Here is a 19,682-nt window from a genome sequence, read left to right as displayed (position 1 = left end):
GTCGGAATTGTCGGCCATGACGATTTCCTACGGCCATGGGATCTCCACAACGCCGATGCATCTTGCTGCGGGCTATGCCGCGATCGCGAACGGCGGCAACTACGTGGCGCCGACGCTGTTGAAACAGACAGGGCCGCAGCTTGGCCCCCGGGTGATGCGGCGGGAAGTGGCAGAGGCCTCTCTGGCCATGCTGCGCCGGGTCGTGAGCGAAGGCACGGCCTCCTTTGCCGAGGTCAAGGGCTACGAGGTGGGCGGCAAGACGGGGACGGCGGATAAGCCCAAGCCAATGGGCGGCTATTATGAGGACAAGGTGATCGCCACATTTGCCTCGGTTTTTCCCGTCAGCGATCCCAAATACGTTCTCGTGGTGACGCTGGACGAGCCGGAGGTGGTCGCCTATGGCGAAGAGCGCCGCCTGCGCCGCAATGGCACGATCACCCCGTCAAGCCCGCCACCCCCGAGCTAACCCCGCCGGGGCGTTGACGTTCCCGTCAGGGCGCTTGAAACATGCACGCCAAGGCGTATCTAGTGGCCAAACGCCCAAGCATGGACCGGAGCCCCCCCGATGCGCAGACTTCTCGCCAGTTTTCTGATTGCCCTTACGCCGCTTGCCCCTGCCATGGCCGAAGATCAGGTAACCACCTTCAGCCTTGATAACGGGCTGGAGGTCGTGGTGATCGAAGACCACCGCGCCCCTGTCGTCACCCAGATGGTGTGGTATCGCGCCGGATCGGCGGATGAACCTCCGGGCGCATCGGGTGTGGCGCATTTTCTGGAACATCTGCTGTTCAAGGGCACCGATACCGTGGAACCGGGCGAATTCTCGGCGACGGTGGCGCGCAATGGCGGCTCTGACAACGCCTTTACCAGCTATGATTACACCGCCTATTTTCAGCGCATCGCCGCCGACCGGCTTGAGTTGATGATGCGGATGGAAAGCGACCGCATGGTCAATCTGCAACTGGGTGAAGGCGATATCGCCACCGAGCGTGACGTGATCATCGAGGAACGCAACCAGCGGGTGGAAAACAACCCCTCGGCACTGTTCCGGGAACAAAAGAGCGCGGCCCAGTATCTTAATCACCGCTACGGCGTGCCGATCATCGGCTGGCAGCATGAGATGCTTGACCTCGGGCTTGACGATGCGCTGGACTATTACAAAACCTATTACGCGCCGAATAACGCCATCCTGATCATCGCCGGGGATGTCACCCCCGAGGCGGTGCGCGACCTGGCCGAAACCTATTACGGACCACTCCCGGCCAATCCCGACCTGCCGGAACGCGCCCGCGCCCGCGAACCGCGCCAGATGGCGGAACGGCGCATGACCTTTCGTGACCCGCGCGTCGCGCAGCCCTATCTGAGCCGGTCCTATCTTGCCCCGGAACGCAACAGCGGCGCCCAGGAAGAAGCCGCGGCGCTTACCCTTCTGGCGGAAATCCTTGGCGGCGGCAGCACCTCGATCCTGGCCGAAAAGCTTCAGTTCGACAGCCGCATCGCCGTTCAGACCGGGGCGTATTATTCCGGGCTGTCACTGGACGAGACAACCTTTAGCCTGGTCGTCGTTCCTGCCGCCGGTGTCCCCCTGGAACAGGCCGAGGCGGCGATGGACGATGTTTTGGCCACCTTCCTTGAAACCGGAATTGACGAAGATCAGCTTGCGCGGATCAAGATGCAGGTGCGCGCCTCGGAAATCTATGCGCGCGACGATGTCGGCGGGCTTGCCCGTCGCTATGGCAGCGCCCTGACCCAAGGGCTTGAAGTGGCCGATATTCAGGCCTGGCCCGAGATCCTGCAAAACACCACGGAGGATGACATCATGGCCGCTGCCCGCAAGGTTTTTGACCGCAACCAATCGGTCACCGGCTGGCTTGTTGCACCGGAGGTGACCCAATGATCCGCCTGGTTCTGGCATTTGTCATGCTCTGTGCCGCCCTGCCCGCGCGGGCCGGTGTCGAGGTACAGGAAATCACCACCCCCGGTGGGCTTGAGGCCTGGCTTGTCGAGGATCACTCGATCCCCTTCGCCGCGCTTGAGCTTCGCTTTCGCGGCGGTGCGTCGCTTGATGCGCCGGACAAACGCGGGGCGGTCAACCTTATGGTCGGGTTGCTTGAAGAAGGCGCCGGTGACATGGATGCGCAGGGCTTTGCCCGCGCCACCGAGTCTCTGGCCGCCAATTTCAGCTATGGGGTCAGCGACGACACCATCAGCGTCTCGGCGCGTTTCCTGACCGAGAACCGTGAACAGGCGGCGGCGCTTTTGCGCGCAAGCCTGCTTGAGCCGCGCTTTGATCCGGATGCGATCGCGCGGGTGCGGGCGCAGATCATGTCGGTCATCCAGTCCAGTCAGAAGGATCCGCGCGATCTTGTAGGGCTGTCCTTTGACCGGCTGATCTATGGCGATCATCCCTACGGGAGCTCGCTCAACGGCACCGAGGAAAGCGTCGCGGCGCTGACGCGCGAGGATATCATCGCCGCGCAGCGCGCCACCCTTGCGCGTGACCGGCTTTACATCAGTGCCGTCGGCGATATCACCGCCGGGGAACTGTCGGCGCTGCTTGACGATGTTCTGGGCGACCTGCCCGCCACCGGCGCGCCGCTTGCGGGCGAGGCGACGCTGAACCTGCCGGGCGGGGTGCAGGTGATTGATTATGACACGCCGCAATCCATCGCCGCCTTTGCCCAGCCGGGGATTGACCGCGATCACCCTGATTTCTTTGCCGCCTACCTTCTCAACCATATTCTTGGCGGCGGGTCGTTCGAAAGCCGCCTGATGAACGAGGTGCGCGAAAAGCGCGGGCTGACCTATGGGGTTTACTCCTATCTTATGGACAAGGACGGAGCAGAGCTTTGGATGGGGTCGGTTGCCTCGGCCAACAACCGGATCGCCGAGGCGATTGCCGTCATTCGCGATGAATGGAGCAAGATCCGCCAGAATGGCGTCACCGAGGCGGAATTGCAGGATGCCAAGACCTATCTGACCGGGGCCTATCCGCTGCGATTCGAGGGCAACGGACCGATCGCAGATATCGCCGTGGGGATGCAGATGGAAGGCCTGCCGACCGATTACATCACCACCCGCAACGATCAGGTGAATGCTGTGACGCTTGAGGATGTGAACCGCGTGGCGCGCGATCTTCTCGATCCCGCCAAGCTTACATTCGTTGTGGTGGGCAAGCCCGAGGGTCTTGAGAGCACGATCAACTGAGGACAGGCCCGGGTTCTCGCCATCCGGCACAGCCCGGCTTTGCCCCACATAAAAAGGGCCGGTGCGTGATGCACCGGCCCTTTTCCGTGGCCCAGGTTAGTGGCCCCTTACTCGAACTTCTTGATCTCACCCGATTTCAGGCGGCTGACATAGCTGTTCAGCTCGCGCTTGACGATCGGCATCAGGAAATACAGCCCGATGATGTTTACCACCGCCATCGCAAAGATCGCCGCATCCGAAAAGTCGATCACCGGCCCAAGATTGGCCGCCGCACCGATCACCACGAAGATGCAGAAGATCACCTTGAACACCAGCTCTGTGGTTTCGCCCTCGCCGAACAGATAGGTCCAGGCCTTGAGGCCGTAATAGGACCAGCTGATCATGGTCGAGAAGGCGAACAACACCACCGCCAGCGCCAGTACATAGGGGAACCAGCTGATCGCGCTGCCAAAGGCTGCCGAGGTCAGGCCCACGCCCGAGGTGCCGCCAACGGTCTGAATGGCCGTTCCTGCCTCATTGAGCAGGTAATTGCCGTCCGGTCCGGCGACAAGCTGCCCGGTGATGATGATCACCAGCGCGGTCATGGTACAGATCACCACCGTGTCGATGAACGGCTCAAGCAGCGAGACGAAGCCTTCGGTGATCGGTTCCTTGGTGCGCACCGCCGAGTGGGCAATCGCGGCCGAGCCAACGCCCGCCTCGTTCGAGAAGGCCGCCCGTTTGAAGCCCTGGATCAGCGCGCCGATCATACCGCCCGCGACACCGAGCCCGGTAAAGGCCCCGGCAAATATCTGGCCAAAGGCCCAACCGATCTGATCTGCGTTCATCAGGATGATGATCAAGGCGGTACCGACATATAGAATGCCCATGAACGGCACGACCTTTTCGGTCACCCGTGCAATGGACTTCAGACCGCCGACAATGACCGCAAAGACCACACCGGCAAAGACAACGCCGGTGATCCAGCCGGGATATGCCCCGACAATCCCCGTAATCTGTTGATGCGCCTGATTGGCCTGGAACATGTTCCCGCCGCCAAGCGCCCCGAGGATGCAGAAAACCGAGAACATCACCGCAAGAACCTTACCGCCGGGAAGGCCGCGTTCGGCGAACCCTTTGGTCAGGTAATACATCGGCCCGCCCGACACCCGGCCGTCGGCGTATTCGTTACGATACTTCACGCCAAGCGTACATTCGGTGAATTTCGACGCCATGCCCATCAGACCCGCAAGGATCATCCAGAACGTGGCACCGGGGCCACCAATACTGACGGCGACCGCAACGCCGGCAATATTGCCAAGCCCGACCGTACCGGAAAGCGCCGTCGCCAGCGCCTGAAAGTGGCTGACCTCACCGGCATCGTCGGGATCGGAATAATCCCCCTTCACCAATGCGATCGAGTGCCCGATCGCACGAAACTGAACAAAGCCGAAATAGAGGGTGAACACCGTGGCACCAATGACAAGCCAGGCCACGATCCATGGAAAGGCTGTGCCCGGAAAGTTGGAGAAAATGAGGTTCACGAACCAGCCGGTTGCGCTGGCGAACAACTGATTGACTTTCTCGTCAACCGATTGAGCATAGGCCGGCGCGCTGACCATCATCAGCCCGGCCGCGGCAATGGCCGCATGTAAATTCTTTCGATGCATATGTTTGATCCCTGTCCGAATTTTTATTTATGGAACAATGGTGCATGGCACCGGTGCCGACTGGACGAGCGCACCGGCAACCGACCCGAACACGCGCGCGCCAAAGGTTGAATGGCCACTGCGACCGATCACGATCTGGATCGCGCCGCAATCCTTTGCGATCTTCACCAGAAGTTCGGGGATATTGCCGTATTTGATCACGGTATCGACCGTCACGCCCTGCGCGCGCAGGTCCTTGACTATTGTCGTCATGATCGCGGTTTCAGCACGCTCAAGCTCTTCTTCGCGGCGCTTGTGGCGCTCTTCAAGCTCGGTTGGTGTCAAAAACGAATATGGCGACCATTCCAGCACATGGGCAAGGACAATCGCCCCACCCTGCGCTTTGGCGCGGTCCACCGCAAATTCAAGCGCGCGCTGCGATGATGCGCTGCCGTCGTAGCCGACGACGAATTTTCCAGACATAGCGGGTTCTCCCTCTCTGTTGACATTCGGGCTCTGTTTACGTGGCCCGATGCATCACTCTACCAGAGGTTTGTTTTTCATTTCTCCCGATTTTTTCCACTTTGCAGCCCAATCGCCTCAAAATTCTGCTCTTTCCGATGAATAGTGAAAGAATATTCACTCCTGACAGACCGTCCCAAATTGACACCTCATCCTGCCCCGGCCCCTGCTGCGCGCTCTCGCCCATTGAACTTGGTGCCATTTGCGCGCATATGCTGGGCAAAACGCGGCAAGGAGGGCCCGATGGACCTGCGCAAGATCACCGATGATTTCTCTGTTTCCCCACAGATCGAATGCGAAGATGTGGCCGGGATCGCTGCGGCGGGCTTTCGCTCGATCCTGTGCAACCGACCCGACGACGAGGAATTCGGCCAATGCGCCTATGACGCGGTCGCAGAGGCCGCAGAGGCCGCCGGTCTCGCGGTACGCTCGGTGCCGATCGTGTCCGGCATGGTTTCGGCCGAGGACGTGGCGGCATTTCGCACGGCGCTTGAAGAATTGCCCAAACCCATCCTTGCCTATTGCCGCAGCGGCACGCGCTGCACCATGCTCTGGAGCGTGACATTTTTCGACACGCTCGGCCCCGACGCGATCGCCAAGGCAACGACGGCGGCGGGCTATGACATGTCCGGCCTCCTGCGCCAATTGCAACAGAGCCGATGACCGACTGGGCCGTGATCGGCCATGACGGCCTGCAAAGCCGCGTGTTCACGATGCGCGGCGCCAGGATCTTGGATCAGGGGTGCGGCGCGGATGAGGCGGCTGCTCTTGAGGGGCTTGGCCCCCGGTCGCGGCTCTACCGGATCGGCGAGGGTCAACCCGACGCCCTGCCCTGCCCGCTCTTACCCGGTTCCGGCCGCAGTCTCGCCGGGCTGACGCAGGACAGCCCCCCCGACGTTATCGACGGCTGGGTGCGGTTCATCCTGCTGGGCTTCGCCGAAGCCCACCCGAACTGGGATGGGGTTGCCTGTGTGCTGTCTGACCAGCTTAGCCACTGGGTGCATCTGAGCGCCAATGAAGCGGTAAGCTGTCAAAGCTTCCTGACGCCCAGGCTGATCACGGCACTTGGCGGCGCCTTGCCGCCCGACAGCGCCGCCATCTCCGACAGCCTGAGCCGCCCGGAACGTCTGGCCGCCCACTTGCGCAGCGCACAGGTTACTGCCACACCCGCCGCCCTGAGCGGGCACCTGCTTGGCGCAGAACTTGCCGCTGCCCGCCCCTATTGGCTTGGTCAAAGCGTGGCCCTCATCGCCCCCGCCGGGGCCGCCTCGGGCTATGCCGCCGCCCTTGGCGCACAGGGCGTGCCGGTTGAACAGCATGCGCCCGACGCCCTCTTGCCTGGCGCGCTTGCCGCACTGGCACGGGCTTTGGGGTTCAGCGACTGATCGCTTTCACCATTCCAAAAATACTCGAATTCCACCGCGCGCCCCACGCGGCCGGGGTCGGCGTTCCGATTTCCGCCCGGCCTCAGGACCGCTTCAGCTGCGCCAAAAGCTCCTGCGAGGGAAAGCCATCCGGCGTGCTGCCGACCGACTTCTGAAAGCCGCGAATTGCATCAATCGTATTGGGCCCGATGATCCCGTCGATCTTTTCGATGCCGAATCCCTTGCGCTGCAAACGCCGCTGCATTTCCATTTTCTCGTCAAACGACAGCGGCTTGTAGCCACGCGGCCAGCTTGCCTGAATTTCCGGCCCACCCTTGAGGCGATCCGCCAGGTGGCCGACCCCGATCACATAGGCGTCGGCCTTGTTATAGCGCTCGATCACCGCGAAGTTGTTGAAAATCATGAAGGCCGCCCCTTGCGCACCCGCTGGCAACAGGATCGAGGCCTGGCCGTATTCCGGCACCGGTTTGCCATTCAGCCCGACAACCCCCTGCGCCGCCCATTGCGAGGGCATCTTTTTGGTGTCGCGTCGCGCCGTCGAGTGATTGAACCCGCGCGGCAGGCGCACCTCAACACCCCAGGGCTGGCCCTTGGTCCAGCCGAACCGCTTGAGATAAGCGGCGGTCGAGGCGAGGGCATCGCTTGGGTCGTCCGACCAGATGTCGCGTTTCCCATCGCCTGTGAAATCAACCGCATAGGCCAGGTAAGAGGTCGGGATAAACTGTGTATGACCCATCGCGCCCGCCCAGGACCCTTTCATGTCGGCCGGGCTTACATCCCCCGCCTGCACGATCTTGAGGGCCGCAACAAGCTGGCCTTCAAAGAACCGCCCGCGCCGCCCGTCAAAGGACAAGGTCGCCAGCGCCTCGATAAGGGGAACCGTGCCGCGACGCTCGCCATAGGCGCTTTCAAGGCCCCAGACCGCCGCGACGATCTCTTTGTCCACGCCGTATTTACGTTCGATCTGCGCCAGCGTCCGACCATGCTTGCGCAGGGCGGCCTGTCCGTTCCTGACTCGCACGGGCGAGGCCGCGCTATCAAGGTAATCCCATATCTGGCGGGTGAATTCCGATTGATTGCGGTCTTTCTGAATGACCGAGGTGTTATATTTCACACCGCGAAAGGCGCGATCGAACACGGCGCCGCTGATGCCCTGTTGGGCGGCGCGACCGCGAAAGCCGGAAATCCAGCGATCGAACGCCTTGTTGGCGCTGGCTGGCATGATGCGGGCCTCGCCCCCGGCAATATCCTTTGGGCGCATCTGTGGGCGCAGGCTCCGGATCGGCACATCGACCGACACCACCGCCGCCGCGGTGATCAGCCCCGAACCGGGGCGCATTTGCGGCCTGAGGGAAACCTCGACAGCGCCCGCCAAAGCGGTGCTTACTAGGATGAAAACGCTTGATATCGTGACAAGTGGCGCCTGCATAGCTCAGCCCTTTTTGAGTTCGGCTTTGCCAAATCATAGCGTGATTGTCGCCGAATCAAAAGCAATCTTGCGCCACGCACAAAGATCGTTGCCGATATTTGCGCGATCTATCGCTGACTACGCGCCGTCTTGCGTTTCATCTTGGCCGCCTTGCGTTTCGCGCTGCCAAGCTTGCGATGGGACGGCTTGCCGCGCGCGCCGCCCTTCGGGCCGCGCGGCATGGTCTTGCCCTCGATGCTGATCAATTCAAGCGCAATCCCGCCGGTGACCGGTGCGGCCTCGGCCAACTTGACCGTGACTCGCTGCCCAAGCCCGATGGTCAGCCCCGTATCAGACCCCATCAGGGTGCCTGCATCGCGGTCAAAATGGAAAAACTCGCGCCCGAGGCTGCGCACGGGAATAAGACCATCGGCACCGGTTTCGTCCAGCCGCACGAAGACGCCAAACTTGGCCACACCGCTGACGCGCCCGCTGAATTCCTCGCCAAGCCGCTCTGACAGAAAGGCCGCGAGATAGCGGTCATTGGTATCGCGTTCGGCCACCATCGAGCGGCGCTCGGTCTCGGAAATATGCTGGCCGGTGGCCTCAAGGCGGGCCTCTTCCTCGGGGCTCAGCCCGTCATCGCCCCAGCCATGCACCGAAATCAGCGCGCGATGCACCACAAGGTCGGCATACCGCCGGATCGGTGAGGTGAAATGCGCATAGGCCTGAAGGGCAAGGCCGAAATGGCCGAAATTCTGCGGTGCGTAATAGGCCTGCGTCATCGAGCGCAGGGTCGACATGTTGATCACTTCGGCATGATCGGTGTCGCGCGCGGCATGCAACAGCGCGTTGAGGTGCCCGGTCTTGAGAACCTGCCCCTTGGCCAGCACAAGACCCGCCGCCTCGGCCACGTCGCGCAGGGTTTCAAGCTTTTCGGGCGCCGGCTCTTCGTGGACCCGGAACAGCAACCCCGACTTGCGCGCGATAAGCGCCTCGGCGGCGGCCACGTTGGCGAGCACCATGAATTCCTCGATAAGCTTATGCGCCTCCAGCCGTTCGGCAAAGTTGACCGACAGGACCTTGCCCTCGTCGCTCAGCACCACTTTGCGCTCGGGCAGGTCAAGGTCAAGCGGCTGGCGCCGCCTGCGCGCCGCTTTCAGGGCGTCATGGGCGGCATAAAGCGGCTTGATCACCTCGTCCATCAGGGGCGCGCATTGCGCATCCGGCGCGCCATCCATGGCGGCCTGCACCTGTTGATAGGTCAGCGAGGCAACCGAGCGCATGAGGCCGCGCACGAAGCGGTGGCCGATTTTTTCGCCTTGGGCAGTGATTTGCATGCGCACGGCAATACAGGCCCGCGGCACGCCTTCATGCAGGCTGCACAGATCGCCCGACAGGCGATCGGGCAGCATCGGCACCACGCGGTCGGGGAAATAGCTTGAATTGCCACGCTTGCGCGCCTCGGCATCAAGCGCGGTACCCGGGCGCACATAATGCGCCACATCGGCAATTGCGACCCAGATCACATGCCCCCCCTCGTTCTTGGGGTCATCGTCGGCATGCGCCCAACAGGCATCGTCGTGATCGCGCGCATCGGCCGGATCAATCGTGATCAACGGCATGTCGCGCATATCCTCGCGATCCCCGAGGTCGGCCGGTGCCATTGCATCCGCCTCGGCAATCACCTCATCCGGGAAATCATCGGGAATTCCATGCTGGTGAATGGCAATCAGCGACACCGCCTTCGGGGCAGACGGATCGCCAAGACGCGCCACGATGCGCGCGCGCGGCAACCCCATGCGGCCCGCCGGCCCGGCCTGTTCCGCCTCGACCAACTCGCCATCCCTGGCACCGCCGGTCGCCCCCGATTGCACCAGCCATTCCTTGCCGTCGCCCTTGTCGATCGGCACGATCCGCCCACCATCCGAACCTTGACGGAACACCCCCAGAACCTTGTGCGGGTTGGTGCCAATACGACGGATCAGGCGGGCCTCGTAATGATGCGCCTCGCCCTTGACCTCTTGCAGGCGTGCCAGAATGCGGTCGCCCTCGCCCAGGGCCGGATCGCTTGCGCGCGGGATCAGAAGAACGACGGGTTCCACCCCCTTGCCCTGCCATTCAAGCGGCTTGGCCAAAAGCTCGCCATCGCCGGTCTGGCCCCTGACCTGCAACACGCTGACCGGCGGCAGGCGGTCAGGATCGGAATAGGTCTTGCGACGCTTTTCAAGATGACCCTCTTCCGCAAGCTCCTTGAGGATGCGTTTGAGAACAATCCGCGCCGCGCCCTTGATGCCAAAAGCCTTGGCAATGTCGCGCTTCGAGGTGAGGGTCGGGTGATCCGAAATCCACTCAAGGATTTCGCGTTTGTCTGGCATATGGCTCATGGCCTTGCCCTAGCACGAAGCAAACCCCGCGTCATCCGGGAAAACCTCTCAGCCGGCCTCCTGCGCCACCGCGAGGTCCGCAAGCGTATCGACATCGTGCAACCGATCCACAAGCGCCACCCTTGCGCCACCAAGGCTTTTGATCGTATCGCCCAAGGCGTGCTCGCTCGACCAGCGCACATCCCTGAAAAGCGTCGCGGGCACTCGCACCCGCTTGAGCCCGACAAGCCAATACCCGCCGTCATACGCCGGGCCGAACACGGCATCATGACGGCCAAGCGCCTCGAAGGCGCGTGCGATATGGGTCGCCCTGACACCGGGAATATCGGCGCCGATGATACAGACCGGCCCCTCTGGCATACTGCGCATCAGCCGCCCCATCCTGTCGCCAAGATCGCCCTGCCCCTGCGCCACGCGGGCAAATCGCGCGGGCCAGACCCGGCTTTGAAGCCCTTCGGCATCGGGGCTGACCGCAAGCGTCACCTGCCAGCGCGGATCCTCCACGCGCCGCAAAAGTCGCGCTGCCTGTCGGCGAAACCACCAGGCGGCGCCGACCATGCCGATATCGCGCCCCAGCCGGGTTTTCACCCGGCCGGGATGCGGCTCTTTTACCATGACGATCAGATGCCGGCGCATGCTCAGGCGAAATAATCGCTCAGGATACGGCCGTAAATCGCCTTCAGCGCATGAATTTGCGCCACCTCGGCGCGTTCGTCGACCTGATGCATGTTCTGCCCGACAAGGCCGAATTCCACGACCGGGCAGTGATCCTTGACAAAGCGCGCATCCGAGGTGCCGCCAGTGGTCGAAAGCTCTGGCGCGCGCCCTGTCTCGGCCTTGACGGCCTGCGCGACCAGATCCGAAAGCGCGCCCGGCGGGGTCAGAAAGCTTTCGCCGGACACTTTGACCGTCATCTCGCCCGCGACGCCGAACTCTTTCGCGACCTGGTCAAGCTCATCCTGCAACCAGGCGATCAGCGAGGTGCTGTCATGGGCGTCGTTAAACCGGATATTCACCGTGCCGCGGCAGGTGGCCGGGATCACGTTGGTCGCCGGATTTCCGGTGTCGATGGTTACCACCGCCAGCGTCGAGGCATCGAAATGCTCCGTGCCCTGATCAAGCTCGTGACTGGCCAGCCGATCCATCAGCCGCGCCATCGCAGGCAGCGGATTTTTCGCGCGGTGCGGATAGGCCGCGTGACCCTGCACGCCGGTGATCGTGAACCACGCCGAAAGCGAGCCGCGCCGCCCGATCTTGATCATGTCGCCCAGGCGCTCGGGGCAGGTCGGTTCGCCCACTAGGCAGACGCGCATCGCCTCGCCCTGCTGCTCCATCCAGTCAAGGATCGCCACGGTGCCGTCGACCGCGTCGCCCTCCTCATCGCCGGTGATGGTGATGATGACAGCGCCCTCGGGCGGCGTGGTGCGCACGAAATCGATTGCCGCCGCGACAAAGGCCGCGACCCCCGATTTCATATCGGTCGCCCCCCGCCCCCAAAGCCAGCCGTCTTTCTGCACTGCGCCAAATGGCGGCACACTCCAGGCATCGGCGTCGCCTACCGGCACCACATCGGTGTGCCCGTTAAAGCCAAAGGCGCGCTCGGCCCCCTTGTCCCCCCATCGGGCAAAGAGGTTGCACACCCCGCCCCGGTCAATCCGACTGCAGGCAAAACCCGCCTCGCCCAGCACGCCTTGCAATAGCGTCAGCGCCCCGCCCTCTTCGGGCGTGACCGAGGCACAGCGCACCAGATCGGCAGTTAGATTGACGGGGTCAACAGGGCTCTGGGGCATCGGATTCTCACCTTGAATGCAAGTGGTTTTAACGCGGCCTAGCGCGGATCGCGCCCAAGCGCAAACCCCACGCAGGGATGTGCCGTTTTGAAACACCCCGCGTAAAGACGAATAATCCTTAACAAGAGTTCAATAACTTGCTAACCAGAGGCAATAAAAAGACACCCGAGGCAGGGTAAGACGAACCAGGGGCGCTAGATCCGCAAAGGACAACATAGGCCCCACGACGAGCAGCAAGGCGCCATCAGGCAGATCAGAACGCGTCTTTGCAATCCACGTTTGGCGGGGGACCCCCGCCATTGGGTCCGTCATTGCGCTGCTTCCGACCAAGGGTCGAGGCAGATATGATTTCAGGCGTGGACATACCGAGTGATCCCGAACATGCCACCGGCACCGTTCAGAATTTCGCCGATGCCCGGATCGACGACCGCCTTGCAGGGCCTTTGTTCGCGCGGGAACGGGCCGCCTAGATGGGCTGGATCGGCATCTCTGATCAGAACGAGGGGCGCTTTTCGCTTGGCGGGCTGAGGTCGGACGTGGCACAGGCGACGGGCACCACGCCACTCGACGATTGCGCGCTGATGCCGCGCGGCACCTTGATGATCGAAACGCGCCTGTCCTCTGTGAGGGGCCCGCAAACCCTATTGGCCTTCAGCCGCAGCCACCCCTGGAGCGGCGGCTTTTCGCTTCAGGCGCTGCCGGGTGGCGGCATCGTTCTGATCGAGACACAGGCGGGCGATATGCGCCACGCGACCCTGCCCTACCGACCCGATGACCGGACGGATACGGTGCGCCTGACCTATAGCTGGGATGCACCGGCAAGATGGGGGCGGCTGTCGTTGGAACGGCCCGAAAACGACCGGATACATGCCATTTCCCTGCCACCGCCGCATCCGATGCCGCTTGCGGATATGCGCACGATCATGACCGACCCGCGCCAGCGTCAGCTTGACCCCGACGTGGTCTTTATCGCCCTCTCGGCCCGGATCGAGCCGATCGGCCCCATGCCCGGCCTGAGCGCAAGCGTGCCGATCTGCACGCCGGCGGGTTTCGTACCAGCCGGTCAGCTTCGGCGCGGCGATTGCGTGAATACCGATGACGGCGGGATCGTGCCGGTCCTGCAAACCGTAAGCCGCAGTGTCCCCGCCCTTGGCAGTTTCCGCCCCGTGCGCCTGCGTGCGCCCTATTTCGGGTTACGCCGCGATATAACCGTCGCCCCGCAACAGCGGCTTGTGATCCGCGGTTCAGAGGTGGAATACCTGTTTGGCTCCGAGGCGGTGCTGGTGCCCGCCCGCCATCTTGTGAACGGGTTTTCCGCACTCTACGCCGAGGCCCCGGATGTAGTAACCTATCATCACCTTCTGTTGCCGGGGCATGAGGCGATCATCGCCGCCGGCACCTCAACAGAAAGCCTTTATGTCGGGCGCCTGCGACGTAATCCCGATCTTTTGGGGGCGGGCGTGCTGGCGGGCTATGACCGCGGGCGCCTGCCTGAACACCCCAGGCCGGTATGGCCGGTGCTCAAACCCTTTGAGGCCATTACCCTCGCGGTCAACCGCGCCGCCTGAAGCAGGTGCGCAGGCGGCAGCAGGCGGGAAAATCAGACCTCCGCCCGAGCCCATTTACCAAGCCCCCAGATGACCGGCGCCGCCGATGCACCGTCTTGAAACTGTCACTTTCCGTTCAATTAATTTTTGTTATTCATGAAATATGGAAAATATGATTCTCTCACGTCTGAATGTTCTGGGTCATCCGGGGCGCTTGGCCGTTTTCCGGCTCTTGATGCGGCGCCTGCCCGATGCGGTCCCCGCAGGCGAGATCGGCCGGGCGCTTGACATCAAGCCTTCCACCCTGTCGGTCTACCTCTCGGCCTTGTCAACGGCCGGGCTGGTCGGTCAGAGGCGCATGAGCACATCGTTGCTCTATAGCGCGAGACCGCAGGCGGCCGGGGAGATCGTGGATTTCCTTTTCAACGACTGCTGTCGCGGCCGCCCCGAAACCTGCGCCTCTTTTGCAGTCCCCCGTCAGGAAGGTTTGCCCGATATGTCCGACCGAAAATACAACGTGCTTTTCATCTGCACCGGAAATTCTGCCCGTTCGGTCTTTGCCGAAACCATTTTGCGCAGAGAGGCCGAAGACCGCTTCAACGTCTATTCCGCTGGCACGCGGCCCCATTCCGAGTTGAACCCCTTCGCGCTTCAAGTGCTCAGGGCCAAGGGCCACGACACATCGGGCCTGCGCGCGAAACACATTTCGGAATTCACCGGGCCGGATGCGCCGCAGATGGACTTTGTTTTCACCGTCTGCGATCAGGCCGCCAATGAGGACTGCCCCGCATGGGAAGGCCAGCCGATCAGCGCGCATTGGGGGATGCCCGATCCGGTCCGGGCCACAGGCAGCCAAGCGCAGAAAAGCCTTGCCTTCCAGCAGGCTTACGGCGCGCTCCGCAACCGGATACTGGCCTTTGCCGCACTGCCGCTGGCAGGATTGGACCGCCTCTCGCTGCAACGGGCCGTCGACGACATCGCATCACAACACCAAGAGGAAACAACATGACCGTTTACGCCCTGAATGGCCTGGGCCGCGTTGGAAAACTGGCATTGCGCACGCTTTTGGACCGGGGGGTGGAAATCGCCTGGATCAATGACGCGGTGGGCGATGCAGAGATGCATGCGCATCTGCTCGAATTCGACACGGTTCACGGCAGGTGGGACGCCAGCTTTTCGCATGATGCGAGCAGCGTTGCGATCAACGGCACCCGCCTGCCCTTTGTTGGCACCTCCCGGATCGAGGATCTTCCGCTTGAGGGGGTCGACGTGGTCATTGACTGTACCGGCGTTTTCAAGACCGAGGCCGCCCTTGCCCCCTATTTCGACGCAGGCGTCAAAAAGGTCGTGGTCTCTGCCCCGGTCAAGGACGGGGATGCGGCCAATATCGTCTATGGTGTCAACCAGCATGTCTATGACCCCGCCCGCCACAGGATCGTGACCGCCGCCAGCTGCACGACCAACTGCCTGGCACCGCTGGTCAAGGTGATCCACGAGAATATCGGCATCCGCCACGGCTCTATGACCACGATCCACGACGTGACCAACACCCAGACGATTGTCGACCGCCCGGCCAAGGACATGCGGCGCGCGCGTTCTGCGCTTAATTCGCTCATTCCGACAACCACCGGCAGCGCCACGGCCATCACCCTGATCTATCCCGATCTCAAGGGGCGGCTGAACGGCCATGCCGTGCGGGTGCCGCTGTTGAATGCCTCGCTTACCGATTGCGTCTTCGAGGTTGAGCGCGAAACCACGGTTGAAGAGGTCAACGCCCTGTTCAAGGCGGCGGCAGGCGGCGAATTGCAGGGCATCCTTGGCTATGAGGAACGCCCGCTGGTGTCGGCCGATTACACCAATGATACGCGTTCGGGCATCGTGGACGCGCCCTCGACCATGGTGGTGAACGGCACACAGGTGAAGATCTATGTGTGGTACGACAACGAGATGGGCTATGCTTGGCGGCTGGCCGATGTGGCTTGCATGGTCGGAGGTTCGATTTGAGCGACCGTCCCGACGGGTTATCCGCCTATATCGCGGTGACGGCGGCCTATTGGGCGTTCATGCTGACCGATGGCGCGCTCAGAATGCTGGTGCTGCTGCATTTCCACACGCTGGGGTTCAGCCCGCTGCAACTGGCCTATCTCTTCGTGCTCTACGAGATCGCGGGCATGGTGACAAACCTGTCGGCGGGGTGGATCGCGGCGCGCTTTGGGCTGACCTTGACGCTTTATGCCGGGCTCGGCCTTCAGGTCGTCGCACTTGTTGCGCTTGCCCGGCTTGATCCGGCCTGGTCCGTCGGCCTGTCGGTTGCCTATGTGATGGTCGTCCAAGGGGCCAGCGGCATCGCCAAGGATCTGGCCAAGATGTCCTCCAAGTCGGCGGTCAAGCTATTGGCGCCGAAAGGGGATGGCGGCCTGTTTCGGTGGGTCGCGGTCCTGACCGGGTCGAAGAATGCGGTCAAGGGGCTGGGTTTCCTGCTGGGGGGCGCCCTTCTGGCCACGTTCGGCTTTGTCTGGGCGGTGCTGGGGATGGCGGCGGTTCTTGCCGCGATCCTGATTGGCGTCCTGATCGCCATGCCGCCGGGCCTGCCGAGGGGGCGCAAGGGGGCAAAGTTCTCTGAACTTTTCTCGAAATCCGCCAACGTCAACTGGCTTAGCGTCGCGCGGATATTTCTGTTCGGTGCGCGGGACGTGTGGTTCGTCGTCGGAATTCCGGTCTATTTCCATGCCGTGCTCTCGGATGGCAGTGCCGAAGGAAACCGGGCCGCCTTTTTCATGATCGGCAGCTTCATGGCGGTCTGGATCATCCTGTATGGCGCTATGCAGGCCGCCGCGCCGCGCATCTTGCGGGCCTCTGCAAGGCCTGAATCCGAGCTGATCGGCGCCGCGCGCGGATGGGCGCTTGCCCTGTTTCTTGTTCCGGCCAGTCTTGCCCTGGCCGCTATGGTCTATTCGGGAGCAACGCCGGTGATGACCCCGATCGTGGTCGCAGGCCTGTTGGCCTTCGGGGTGCTCTTCGCGATCAACTCTTCGCTCCACTCCTATCTGATCCTTGCCTTCAGCCGCGACGAGCGGGTCACCCTGGACGTGGGGTTTTACTATATGGCCAATGCGGGCGGGCGGCTTCTTGGCACGGTCCTGTCGGGGCTGACCTATCAGGCTGGCGGCCTTGCGCTCTGTCTTGGGACGGCCGCCGTCATGGTGGGCCTGAGTGCGCTCGCCGCCGGGCGGCTTGAGCCCCATGCAGCGCAACCGTCGTAAGCCGCGCCAAACGCCGCCCGGCTTGCAGCCGCGACATTACGCGGGCACAGTCGTCGCAAACGCTGGATGTTCAGGGGAGACACCTTATGACGCGCGTGACTGGTGGGTGCCTCTGCGGCAAGGTTCGGATTACCGCGACTGGCGCCCCTTACCGGATCGGAGTTTGCCACTGCATGGATTGCCGCAAGCATCATGGCGCCCTCTTTCATGCCTCTGCCGTGTTCCCTCGGGATGCTGTTGAGATTGAAGGTGAAACAGGCGAATACGCAGGGCGGTTTTTCTGTCCGACCTGTGGTTCTTCGGTCTTTTCGCGCAGCGACGATGAAATTGAACTGCACCTCGGAGCGCTTGATGCGCCTGACCAATTCACACCGACATACGAGCTTTGGACCCTGCGCCGCGAGGCCTGGTTGCCGCCATTTCCGCGCGTGACGCTATATGACCGTGATCGCGACGCCCAAGGTCGCCTTGAACCCTAAGTCATGCGGGACGGCCCGTTGCGGCCCTTCGGCCATGCGCCCTGCCTCAAAACGGAAGCGGGGCATTGTCCTTTACTTCCTTCATCACGAAGAATGTCCGCGTCTGTCGCACACCGGGCAGGGCAATCAGTTGTTTGCCATGAAGCTTGTTGAATTCCGACATATCCCGGACCCGGATTTTCAGCAGATAGTCGAAATCACCCGCCACAAGGTTGCAGTCGAGCACTTCCTTAAGCTTGATCGCGGCCTTCTCGAAGGCGCCGAAACTTTCCGGGGTGGAACGGTCAAGCACCACCCCAACCATGACCACCGCCCCGAGGCCCACGGATTCCGGTGCGATTTGTGCGTGGACCCCGGTGATATGGCCCTCTTCAAAAAGCCGCTGCGTGCGGCGATGGCAGGTGGCCGGGCTGACATTCACCCGCGAGGCAAGCTCTGCATTGGTGAGGCGCCCGTCCAATTGCAGGGCCCGCAATATGTTAAGATCGATTCGGTCCAGATCGGCCATGAAAGAATATTCCGTTGATGGGTGCTTTATTGATGTCAAAACCCTTTATTCCAGATTCAACCCAGATCAAAAGTCAAAAACAGGCCAAACATTCGGAAACACCTTTCAAACGGAAATCGCTAGGGTTCGGGGCAGTCATGCAATCAGGAGATACCTCATGTCGATGCTCGAAAAGTTCGAACGCTACCCGCTCACCTTCGGAAAGACGCCAATCGAATATTTGCCGCGCCTGTCTGAAGAACTTGGCGGCAAGGTAGAGATCTATGCCAAGCGTGAAGATTGCAACTCTGGTCTGGCGATGGGGGGCAACAAGCTTCGCAAGCTTGAGTACATTGTGCCTGACGCCATTGCCTCCGGGGCGGACACGCTGGTGTCGATTGGCGGGGTCCAGTCGAACCACACCCGCATGGTGGCGGCGACGGCGGCCAAGCTTGGCATGGATTGCGTCGTCATCCAGGAAAAGTGGGTGCCGCATTACGATGCCGTCTACGACCGTGTCGGCAATATCCAGATGACCCGCCTGATGGGCGCCGACAGCCGCCTTGTCGATGACGGGTTCGACATCGGTATCCGCAAAAGCTGGGAGGATGCCATCCAGTCGGTCAAGGACAGCGGCGGCAAACCCTATGCCATCCCGGCGGGGGCGTCGGTGCATAAATTGGGTGCGCTTGGCTATATCGGCTTTGCCGAAGAGGTTGCCGAACAGGAAAAAGAGCTAGGGTTCACCTTCGATTATATCGTCGTCTGCGTCGTTACCGGCTCGACCCAGGGCGGAATGATCGTTGGCTTTGCCGCGCAGGACCGTGCCGACCGGGTGATCGGAATCGATGCATCCGGCACGCCAGAGCAAACCCGGACACAGGTGCGCGAGATTGTCGACAACGCCGCAGATCTGGTCGGGCTGGGCCGCGCGGTGCGCGATGACGAAATCATCATCAATCCCGATTACGCCTATCCGGCTTATGGCGTGCCCTCCGAGGAAACCAATGACGCGATCCGCCTGGCGGCGCGCACCGAGGCGATGATCACCGACCCGGTCTACGAGGGCAAATCCATGCAGGGCATGATCGACCTGACCCGCAAAGGGTTCTTTCCCGAAGGGTCAAAGGTGCTTTATGCTCATCTGGGCGGTGCGCCCGCGCTGAACGGGTACAGCTATCATTACAAGGACGGCTGACACACGCACCGCACAACATTACAGGGCGGCCCCCCGCGAAAGAGGGGCCGCATTTCAGCCAGCCCAAGAGAGACGCCAATGACCGCCGACATTTCGCACCTCAAGACCATCGAGCAACGCCTTTTGTGGCTGTCGCATTGGATGATCCATCACGCAAATCATGTCCGCCCCAAGGCAGATGGTATCAAGGTGGGCGGCCACCAGGCCTCGTCGGCCTCGATGGTGTCGATCATGACAGCGCTTTATTTCTCGGCGCTAAAGCCGCAGGATCGGGTGGCAGTCAAACCACATGCCTCTCCCATCTTCCACGCCATTCAGTATTTGATGGGCAATCAGACACGCAAAAAGATGGAAAATTTTCGCGGCTTTGACGGCGTGCAA

Annotated in this window: 18 protein-coding genes and 1 pseudogene; 12 read left to right on the top strand and 7 right to left on the bottom strand. The window is 62.1% G+C overall.

From position 1 onward, the window contains the following. The 3 genes from QZ522_RS10525 to QZ522_RS10515 form a co-directional block, all read left to right on the top strand. A partial coding sequence (locus QZ522_RS10525; protein ID WP_294610858.1) for a penicillin-binding transpeptidase domain-containing protein occupies positions 1 to 466 on the top strand: 466 nt, incomplete at its 5' end. Positions 467 to 565: 99 nt separating this feature from the next. Beyond that, positions 566 to 1,897 (top strand): pitrilysin family protein, encoded by a 1,332-nt coding sequence (locus tag QZ522_RS10520; RefSeq protein WP_294610855.1) that lies wholly within the window; start codon positions 566 to 568, stop codon positions 1,895 to 1,897. Then, entirely contained in the window at positions 1,894 to 3,207 is a 1,314-nt protein-coding gene (locus tag QZ522_RS10515; protein ID WP_294610853.1) for a pitrilysin family protein, read from the top strand. The genes QZ522_RS10520 and QZ522_RS10515 overlap by 4 nt, the downstream gene beginning before the upstream one ends. Positions 3,208 to 3,314: 107 nt before the next feature. On the opposite strand, the gene QZ522_RS10510 is transcribed toward QZ522_RS10515, so the two are convergent. Both QZ522_RS10510 and QZ522_RS10505 read right to left on the bottom strand, forming a co-directional pair. Continuing rightward, the gene (locus QZ522_RS10510; RefSeq protein WP_294610851.1) at positions 3,315 to 4,856 is read right to left on the bottom strand and encodes an alanine/glycine:cation symporter family protein; all 1,542 of its coding nucleotides are present in this window, start codon (positions 4,854 to 4,856) and stop codon (positions 3,315 to 3,317) included. 27 nt (positions 4,857 to 4,883) lie between these two features. Further along, on the bottom strand, positions 4,884 to 5,318 hold the full coding sequence (locus QZ522_RS10505; RefSeq protein WP_294610849.1) for a universal stress protein: 435 nt from the start codon (positions 5,316 to 5,318) through the stop codon (positions 4,884 to 4,886). A 282-nt stretch (positions 5,319 to 5,600) separates the two neighbouring features. Here QZ522_RS10505 and QZ522_RS10500 point away from each other — a divergent pair, with 282 nt between their 5' ends. Both QZ522_RS10500 and QZ522_RS10495 read left to right on the top strand, forming a co-directional pair. Then, positions 5,601 to 6,020: a TIGR01244 family sulfur transferase gene (locus QZ522_RS10500; protein ID WP_294610848.1), complete on the top strand. Its 420-nt coding sequence runs from the start codon at positions 5,601 to 5,603 to the stop codon at positions 6,018 to 6,020. Beyond that, complete coding sequence (locus tag QZ522_RS10495) at positions 6,017 to 6,742, top strand: 2-dehydro-3-deoxygalactonokinase (RefSeq protein WP_294610847.1); 726 nt, start codon at positions 6,017 to 6,019, stop codon at positions 6,740 to 6,742. The genes QZ522_RS10500 and QZ522_RS10495 overlap by 4 nt, the downstream gene beginning before the upstream one ends. An 82-nt stretch (positions 6,743 to 6,824) precedes the next feature. Here QZ522_RS10495 and QZ522_RS10490 read toward each other — a convergent pair whose 3' ends face one another. The 4 genes from QZ522_RS10490 to dapE all read right to left on the bottom strand — a co-directional run bounded on the left by QZ522_RS10490 (position 6,825) and on the right by dapE (position 12,327). Then, positions 6,825 to 8,171, bottom strand: coding sequence for a lytic murein transglycosylase (locus tag QZ522_RS10490; protein WP_294610846.1), 1,347 nt, complete (start codon positions 8,169 to 8,171; stop codon positions 6,825 to 6,827). Between the two features lie 107 nt (positions 8,172 to 8,278). Further along, positions 8,279 to 10,537: a ribonuclease R gene (gene rnr / locus QZ522_RS10485; RefSeq protein WP_294610845.1), complete on the bottom strand. Its 2,259-nt coding sequence runs from the start codon at positions 10,535 to 10,537 to the stop codon at positions 8,279 to 8,281. Positions 10,538 to 10,585: 48 nt separating this feature from the next. Next, positions 10,586 to 11,173, bottom strand: coding sequence for a TIGR04282 family arsenosugar biosynthesis glycosyltransferase (locus tag QZ522_RS10480; protein ID WP_294610844.1), 588 nt, complete (start codon positions 11,171 to 11,173; stop codon positions 10,586 to 10,588). Between the two features lie 2 nt (positions 11,174 to 11,175). Then, the gene (gene dapE, locus QZ522_RS10475; RefSeq protein WP_294610843.1) at positions 11,176 to 12,327 is read right to left on the bottom strand and encodes a succinyl-diaminopimelate desuccinylase; all 1,152 of its coding nucleotides are present in this window, start codon (positions 12,325 to 12,327) and stop codon (positions 11,176 to 11,178) included. A gap of 470 nt (positions 12,328 to 12,797) precedes the next feature. Here dapE and QZ522_RS10470 point away from each other — a divergent pair, with 470 nt between their 5' ends. The 5 genes from QZ522_RS10470 (at position 12,798) to QZ522_RS10450 (ending at position 17,616) form a co-directional block, all read left to right on the top strand. After that, positions 12,798 to 13,895, top strand: a complete 1,098-nt coding sequence (locus QZ522_RS10470; RefSeq protein WP_294610842.1) for a Hint domain-containing protein — start codon at positions 12,798 to 12,800, stop codon at positions 13,893 to 13,895. 142 nt (positions 13,896 to 14,037) lie between these two features. Continuing rightward, positions 14,038 to 14,883 carry a helix-turn-helix domain-containing protein gene (locus tag QZ522_RS10465; protein ID WP_294610841.1) on the top strand — a complete coding sequence of 282 codons (846 nt, stop codon included), beginning with the start codon at positions 14,038 to 14,040 and terminating at the stop codon, positions 14,881 to 14,883. Further along, positions 14,880 to 15,878, top strand: coding sequence for an ArsJ-associated glyceraldehyde-3-phosphate dehydrogenase (locus tag QZ522_RS10460; RefSeq protein WP_294610840.1), 999 nt, complete (start codon positions 14,880 to 14,882; stop codon positions 15,876 to 15,878). Before QZ522_RS10465 ends, QZ522_RS10460 begins: the two co-directional genes overlap by 4 nt. Then, a complete protein-coding gene (arsJ, locus tag QZ522_RS10455) occupies positions 15,875 to 17,137 on the top strand; it encodes an organoarsenical effux MFS transporter ArsJ (RefSeq protein ID WP_294610839.1) in 1,263 nt (420 codons plus the stop codon). The genes QZ522_RS10460 and arsJ overlap by 4 nt, the downstream gene beginning before the upstream one ends. An 86-nt stretch (positions 17,138 to 17,223) precedes the next feature. After that, positions 17,224 to 17,616 carry a GFA family protein gene (locus QZ522_RS10450; protein WP_294610838.1) on the top strand — a complete coding sequence of 131 codons (393 nt, stop codon included), beginning with the start codon at positions 17,224 to 17,226 and terminating at the stop codon, positions 17,614 to 17,616. A gap of 46 nt (positions 17,617 to 17,662) precedes the next feature. Here QZ522_RS10450 and QZ522_RS10445 read toward each other — a convergent pair whose 3' ends face one another. Beyond that, the gene (locus QZ522_RS10445; protein ID WP_294610837.1) at positions 17,663 to 18,124 is read right to left on the bottom strand and encodes an Lrp/AsnC ligand binding domain-containing protein; all 462 of its coding nucleotides are present in this window, start codon (positions 18,122 to 18,124) and stop codon (positions 17,663 to 17,665) included. A gap of 157 nt (positions 18,125 to 18,281) precedes the next feature. On the opposite strand from QZ522_RS10445, the gene QZ522_RS10440 reads away from it, so the two are divergent. Further along, a complete protein-coding gene (locus QZ522_RS10440; RefSeq protein ID WP_294610836.1) occupies positions 18,282 to 19,301 on the top strand; it encodes a 1-aminocyclopropane-1-carboxylate deaminase in 1,020 nt (339 codons plus the stop codon). A gap of 78 nt (positions 19,302 to 19,379) precedes the next feature. After that, a pseudogene (locus QZ522_RS10435) lies at positions 19,380 to 19,682 on the top strand (transketolase); the annotation flags it as partial.

The sequence above is a fragment of the uncultured Roseovarius sp. genome, assembly GCF_913054395.1.
GTDB lineage: Bacteria > Pseudomonadota > Alphaproteobacteria > Rhodobacterales > Rhodobacteraceae > Roseovarius.
The sequence above is the reverse complement of the archived record's forward strand: the minus strand, read 5'-3'. Positions and strand labels throughout refer to the sequence as shown.

Bases quoted from the DNA above. Each gene is read 5' to 3' on its own strand.
- QZ522_RS10470 (WP_294610842.1), top strand. From the start codon at position 12,798: ATGGGCTGGATCGGCATCTCTGATCAGAACGAGGGGCGCTTTTCGCTT.
- QZ522_RS10460 (WP_294610840.1), top strand. From the start codon at position 14,880: ATGACCGTTTACGCCCTGAATGGCCTGGGCCGCGTTGGAAAACTGGCA.
- rnr (WP_294610845.1), bottom strand. From the start codon at position 10,537: ATGAGCCATATGCCAGACAAACGCGAAATCCTTGAGTGGATTTCGGAT.
- QZ522_RS10440 (WP_294610836.1), top strand. From the start codon at position 18,282: ATGTCGATGCTCGAAAAGTTCGAACGCTACCCGCTCACCTTCGGAAAG.
- QZ522_RS10505 (WP_294610849.1), bottom strand. From the start codon at position 5,318: ATGTCTGGAAAATTCGTCGTCGGCTACGACGGCAGCGCATCATCGCAG.
- QZ522_RS10495 (WP_294610847.1), top strand. From the start codon at position 6,017: ATGACCGACTGGGCCGTGATCGGCCATGACGGCCTGCAAAGCCGCGTG.
- QZ522_RS10500 (WP_294610848.1), top strand. From the start codon at position 5,601: ATGGACCTGCGCAAGATCACCGATGATTTCTCTGTTTCCCCACAGATC.
- QZ522_RS10465 (WP_294610841.1), top strand. From the start codon at position 14,038: ATGGAAAATATGATTCTCTCACGTCTGAATGTTCTGGGTCATCCGGGG.
- QZ522_RS10510 (WP_294610851.1), bottom strand. From the start codon at position 4,856: ATGCATCGAAAGAATTTACATGCGGCCATTGCCGCGGCCGGGCTGATG.
- QZ522_RS10490 (WP_294610846.1), bottom strand. From the start codon at position 8,171: ATGCAGGCGCCACTTGTCACGATATCAAGCGTTTTCATCCTAGTAAGC.
- QZ522_RS10515 (WP_294610853.1), top strand. From the start codon at position 1,894: ATGATCCGCCTGGTTCTGGCATTTGTCATGCTCTGTGCCGCCCTGCCC.
- QZ522_RS10445 (WP_294610837.1), bottom strand. From the start codon at position 18,124: ATGGCCGATCTGGACCGAATCGATCTTAACATATTGCGGGCCCTGCAA.
- QZ522_RS10520 (WP_294610855.1), top strand. From the start codon at position 566: ATGCGCAGACTTCTCGCCAGTTTTCTGATTGCCCTTACGCCGCTTGCC.
- QZ522_RS10450 (WP_294610838.1), top strand. From the start codon at position 17,224: ATGACGCGCGTGACTGGTGGGTGCCTCTGCGGCAAGGTTCGGATTACC.
- dapE (WP_294610843.1), bottom strand. From the start codon at position 12,327: ATGCCCCAGAGCCCTGTTGACCCCGTCAATCTAACTGCCGATCTGGTG.
- QZ522_RS10480 (WP_294610844.1), bottom strand. From the start codon at position 11,173: ATGCGCCGGCATCTGATCGTCATGGTAAAAGAGCCGCATCCCGGCCGG.